Annotated in this window: 5 protein-coding genes; 3 read left to right on the top strand and 2 right to left on the bottom strand. The window is 63.0% G+C overall.

The window, feature by feature from the left end:
* Positions 1 to 22: 22 nt before the first annotated feature.
* Positions 23 to 973, bottom strand: coding sequence for a GlxA family transcriptional regulator (locus tag MPJ51_RS11315; RefSeq protein ID WP_298386323.1), 951 nt, complete (start codon positions 971 to 973; stop codon positions 23 to 25).
* 81 nt (positions 974 to 1,054) lie between these two features.
* On the opposite strand from MPJ51_RS11315, the gene MPJ51_RS11310 reads away from it, so the two are divergent.
* Genes MPJ51_RS11310 through MPJ51_RS11300 form a run of 3 tightly spaced genes read left to right on the top strand, consistent with a single transcriptional unit; the run spans position 1,055 to position 5,016 of the window.
* The gene (locus MPJ51_RS11310) at positions 1,055 to 2,215 is read left to right on the top strand and encodes an acyl-CoA dehydrogenase family protein (protein WP_298386320.1); all 1,161 of its coding nucleotides are present in this window, start codon (positions 1,055 to 1,057) and stop codon (positions 2,213 to 2,215) included.
* 2 nt (positions 2,216 to 2,217) lie between these two features.
* Positions 2,218 to 4,233 (top strand): acetate--CoA ligase family protein, encoded by a 2,016-nt coding sequence (locus tag MPJ51_RS11305; protein WP_298386317.1) that lies wholly within the window; start codon positions 2,218 to 2,220, stop codon positions 4,231 to 4,233.
* A 3-nt stretch (positions 4,234 to 4,236) separates the two neighbouring features.
* On the top strand, positions 4,237 to 5,016 hold the full coding sequence (locus tag MPJ51_RS11300) for a carnitinyl-CoA dehydratase (RefSeq protein WP_298386313.1): 780 nt from the start codon (positions 4,237 to 4,239) through the stop codon (positions 5,014 to 5,016).
* A gap of 1 nt (position 5,017) precedes the next feature.
* Here MPJ51_RS11300 and MPJ51_RS11295 read toward each other — a convergent pair.
* On the bottom strand, positions 5,018 to 5,490 hold a 473-nt coding region (locus MPJ51_RS11295; protein WP_298386310.1), incomplete at its 5' end, for an ATP-binding cassette domain-containing protein.

Genomic DNA, 5,490 nt, shown 5'->3' with positions numbered 1-5,490 from the left:
TCGGTGAAAGAGAAGATCGGGTTCAAGAATGCGCAGAGGTTGCTTGCACTCTGAACGCGGTCGGCGTCTGCCCGAATTCGGCCCGGAACGCCCGCGTCATGGCGCTGGCGTTGTCGTACCCGCAGCGGCTGGCGATTTCGGCCACCGACTGATCCGTTTCGGTGGTCAGCTTACGGGCCAGGTTCAGGCGCAGGCGGCGGTAGAGCGCGCGCGGGGTGGTGCCGAGTTCAGACTGAACGCGGGTTTCGATCTTCTTTTGTGAACAGCCCAGCCGTCGGGCGATGTCCTGAATGCGGATCGGGGATTCGATCGTGGATTGCATGATGCCCAGTACGCGGTTGACCAGCGTATCCTCGGATTTCATCGGCAGGGCGTAGGATTGCGGGGTGCCGCGGGTCATCAGCAGATGCGCGACCTCCATCGACAGCAATGGCCCATGATCGGCCCGGATCAGCGCGTCGGCCAGATCGAACGCCGCCATTGCACCAGAGCAGGTGATGCGATTGCCGTCGATCACGAACCTCTCCTGCACGGCGTCGATATTGGGAAAGGTCTCCTCAAACCGCGACAGCTCATCCCAATGGATTGTAGCGCGGCGGTCGTCCAGCAACCCGGCGCGCGCCAGCAGCCAGCTGCCGGTGTCCAGCCCCGCCAGAATCGCGTGCCGTTTCGCAGCCGCCCGCAAGGCCCGGCTGATCGGCGCGGTATCCAGCCCGAGGAACCCATAAGACGGCATGACCACCAGCACGTCACCACTTTCCTTCCCCAACGCTCCGTGCGGCGTGACTTGCAGCCCGCTGGAGCTGTGCACCGCCTGCCCGTCCGGCGAGTAGAACCGCCACGCGTAAAGCGCCTGCCGGGACAGGGTATTCGCGGCGCGCAACGGCTCGACCGAATTGGCAAGGCAATGGTTCGAGAAACCGTCAAACAGAAGAAAGTTGAACTGCCGTGTCAATTTTTTCCAATCCTGCACGATAAAACGCCTAATCGGCATGCCATTGAATAATCCCCTGCGGTTTCATTCGTCAATCACTCATCCAAAGGAACCCGCGTGATGAATTTTGGTCTGTCCGACGAACAGGAGATGATCGTCTCAACCGTTCGCAGCTTTGTGGAAAACGAGATTTACCCGCATGAAGATGCCGTTGAGCGCAGTGGTCAGGTGCCGCGTGAGTTGGGCGAAGAGATCAAGCAGAAATGCATCGATCTGGGGTTCTACGCCTGCAACTTCCCTGAAGAGGTCGGCGGCGCGGGTCTGTCCCATCTCGACTTCACCCTGGTCGAGCGGGAGTTGGGGCGCGGGTCGATGGCGTTGACGCATTTCTTCGGTCGTCCGCAAAACATCCTGATGGCCTGCAATGACGACCAGCGCGAACGCTACCTGCTGCCCGCCGTGCGGGGTGAGAAGATGGACGCGCTGGCGATGACCGAGCCGGACGCGGGCTCGGACGTGCGGGGGATGAAGTGTCAGGCCCTGCGGGATGGCGGGGATTGGGTTGTCAACGGGTCAAAGCACTTTATCTCTGGCGCGGAACACGCTGATTTCTTTATCGTTTTCATCGCCACGGGTGTGGATGAAACTCCGAAAGGTCCAAAGAAGCGGATAACGACCTTTCTGGTGGATCGCGGCACGCCGGGGTTTGAGGTGCGCGAGGGCTATAACTCGGTCAGCCATAAGGGGTACAAGAACTACATCCTCTATTTCGATAATTGCCGCCTGCCCGACGCACAGGTTCTGGGCGAGGTCGACGGCGGTTTTGCGGTGATGAACGAATGGCTCTATGCCACGCGCCTGACGGTTGCGGCGTTTTCGGTCGGGCGTGCGCGGCGTTGTTTCGACTACGCGCTGAACTATGCGGCAGAGCGCAAGCAGTTCGGCCAGCCCATTGGTAAGTTTCAGGGTGTGGGCTTCCAGATCGCCGACATGATCACCGAGATTGACGCTGCCGACTGGCTGACTTTGGCCGCCGCGTGGCGGCTGGATCAGAACCTGCCTTCGAACAGAGAGATTGCGTCAGCCAAGCTCTATGCCTCGGAAACACTGGCACGGGTTACGGACACCACGTTGCAGATTTTTGGCGGCATGGGGCTGATGGATGACTTCCCCATCGAACGCTTCTGGCGCGATGCGCGGGTCGAACGCATCTGGGACGGCACCAGCGAGATTCAGCGCCACATCATCAGCCGCGATCTGCTGCGTCCGCTGGGCGCTTGACGATGACCAAAGACCTGACCCGCCTGCTGCGCCCGAAAACCATCGCCGTGATTGGCGGCGGGGCATGGTGCCAGCAGGTTTTCCTGCAATCCGAACGCATGGGCTATGCCGGGCAAATCTGGCCGGTGCATCCCAAGGCCAGCGACATTGCGGGGCATAAGGCGTTCGCCTGCCTCGAAGACCTGCCCGCTGCCCCCGACGCGGTGTTCATCGGCATCAACCGGCACGCGACGATTGAGGCGGTCCGGGCTCTTGCAGCCATGGGCGCGGGCGGCGCGGTCTGCTTCGCCTCGGGCTTTTCCGAGGCGGTGGCCGAGGATGACACCGGCGGCGACCTGCAGGCGCAGTTGATCGACGCCGCCGGAGATATGCCGATACTGGGGCCGAACTGCTATGGCTTCATTAACGCTTTGGACGGGGCGCTGTTGTGGCCTGACCAGCATGGGGCGGTGCCGGTCGATAAGGGTGTGGCGATCCTGACGCAAAGTTCGAACATCTCGATCAACCTGACCATGCAGAAACGCGCCCTGCCGATTGCCTACATGGTGGCTTGCGGGAACATGGCGCAGACCAGTCAGGCACAGATCGCGGCGGCGTTGATTGACGACCCCCGCGTCACAGCGGTGGGTCTGCATATCGAAGGCTTCAAGGATATCCGCGAGTGGGAGACGTTCGCCGCCAAAGCCTATGATAAAGGCGTGCCGCTGATCGCCCTCAAGGTGGGTGCGTCGGAACAGGCGCAGGCGGCGACCGTGTCGCATACCGCCTCACTGGCGGGCAGCGATGCCGGGGCGCAGGCGCTGTTGGAGCGGCTGGGTATTCCACGCCTGACCGCCCTGCCCGATTTCTTGGAGACGCTGAAGCTGCTGCATTGTTATGGCCCGCTGCCGGGCGGCAACATCGCCTCAATCAGTTGTTCGGGGGGCGAAGCGAGCCTGATTGCCGATATGGCCGTAGGCTCCGGCCTGACTTTCCCGCGCCTGAGCGAGGACAAGAAAACCCGCCTGCGTGATGCGCTCGGCCCAATGGTGGCGCTGAACAACCCGCTGGATTATCACACCTATATCTGGCGGGATGAAGACGCGATGGCGCGGGCGTGGTCCGGTATGACTGGCGATGACATCGACCTGACATTCTCCATCCTTGACTATCCGACCACCGATCCCACGGATTGGGCCGTTGCCTCGCGCGCAGCACTCAAGGTTCGCGCCGACACCGGCGCGCGCTTTGCCGTTGCCGCGACCCTGCCGGAACTACTGCCTGAAGATGTGGCGCAGGAGTTGATGACAGGCGGCGTGGTGCCGCTGATGGGTCTGCGTGAGGCCCTCGCTGCCACGCGCGCGGCAGGGCAAATCGCACCTCCGGCGCGCGACCCGATCTGCCTGCCCGGCACGGCAGAAACGACCCGGACATTGACCGAGGCGGCCTCCAAGCAAGCGCTGATGGAGTGCGGTTTGCGTGTTCCGCAAAACCGCACGGTCCGAGGCAGGGCCGAGGCACAAGCCGCCGCGCAGGACATGGCCGAACCCTTCGCCGTCAAAGGCGTGGGGCTGGCGCATAAGTCCGAACATGCCGCCGTGCGGTTGGGCGTCACGGCAGCAGATGTGGCAGACGTAGCCGCTGAAATCGGCACCGAAGACATCTTGATCGAAGAGATGATCACCGGCGCCGTAGCCGAACTGTTGGTCGGAGTCGTGCGCGACCCGGCTCATGGGTTTGTCCTGACGCTGGGCGCGGGCGGCGTCCTGACCGAGGTGCTGCGCGACACCGCATCCCTGCTGGTGCCCAGCACGCCGGACGACATTCGCACAGCCCTTGGAAAACTGAAAATCGCACCGCTGCTGGCAGGCTATCGCGGCCAGCCCGCGGCTGATATGGATGCGATCATCGCCGCAGTGCAGGCCGTTCAGACCTATGTGCTGCAAAATGCCGACACGCTTGGCGAGGTCGAGATCAACCCGCTCCTCTGCACGCCGGACACGGCGGTGGCGGTGGATGCCCTTATCAGAAAGGCCTGAGACATGGACCCGATCAAAACCCGCCGCGAAGGCCCGATCCTAGAGGTGACGCTGGACCGGCCCAAGGCCAACGCCATCGATCTGGCCACCAGCCGGATCATGGGTCAGGTCTTTGCCGAATTCCGCGACGACCCCGACCTGCGCGTGGCCATCCTGACCGGCGGTGGCGAGAAGTTCTTTTGCCCCGGCTGGGACCTGAAGGCCGCCGCAGACGGCGACGCCGTGGATGGCGATTACGGCGTCGGCGGGTTCGGAGGATTGCAGGAGTTGCGCGATCTGAACAAGCCGGTCATCGCAGCCGTCAACGGCATCGCCTGCGGCGGCGGGTTGGAACTGGCGCTGTCCGCCGACATGATCCTTGCTGCCGACCACGCCACTTTTGCCCTGCCCGAGATCCGATCCGGCACCGTTGCAGATGCGGCCAGCGTCAAGCTGCCCAAACGCATCCCCTATCACATCGCGATGGAGCTGCTGCTGACCGGACGCTGGTTCGACGCCGAAGAGGCCAACCGTTGGGGACTGGTAAACGAAATCCTGCCTGCCGATCAGTTGATGGACCGCGCATGGGAACTGGCTCGCCTGCTCGCCTCGGGTCCGCCGCTGGTCTATGCGGCGATCAAAGAGATCGTCCGCGACGCGGAAGACAGCAAGTTTCAGGATTCGATGAACCGGATCACCAAGCGGCAATTGCGCTCGGTCGATGTGCTCTATGCCAGCGAGGACCAGTTGGAAGGCGCCCGCGCCTTTGCCGAAAAGCGCGATCCGGTCTGGAAGGGGAAATAGCCTAGCGGGCCATCGCCTGCGGCAGGATGAACGGGAGCTCAGACGGCGGCACGGTGCTGATGGGCAGGTCAATTCCATAGACCTGCTGCATCGTGGCGCTGGTCAGAACCTCTTGCGGGGTGCCCGATCCCCAGACCCGGCCTTGCGACAGCACATAGACCTGATCGGCGAACAGCGCGGTCAGGTTCAGGTCATGCATGACCACAACCACCCCGCCGCCGCGCGCGGCGAAATCGCGCGCGATACCCAGAACGGTGAACTGATGCGCGATGTCGAGGCTGGCGACCGGTTCGTCCAGCAGCAGCCAGCGGGGTTGGTCGCTGTCGGCGCTTTCCCAGACCTGTGTCAGGACGCGGGCCAGTTGCACACGTTGCTGCTCACCCCCCGACAGGTTCTGATAGGAACGGTTCTCGAACCCGGCCAGATCGACATGGGCCAGAGCTTGCGATGGCAGGTGATCCTCCATCGCGGCCA

It is taken from the genome of Ruegeria sp. (genome assembly GCF_028066395.1).
Classification (GTDB): domain Bacteria; phylum Pseudomonadota; class Alphaproteobacteria; order Rhodobacterales; family Rhodobacteraceae; genus Ruegeria.
Note: the sequence above shows the minus strand (reverse complement) of the source record. Positions and strands in the feature narration are given on the sequence as shown.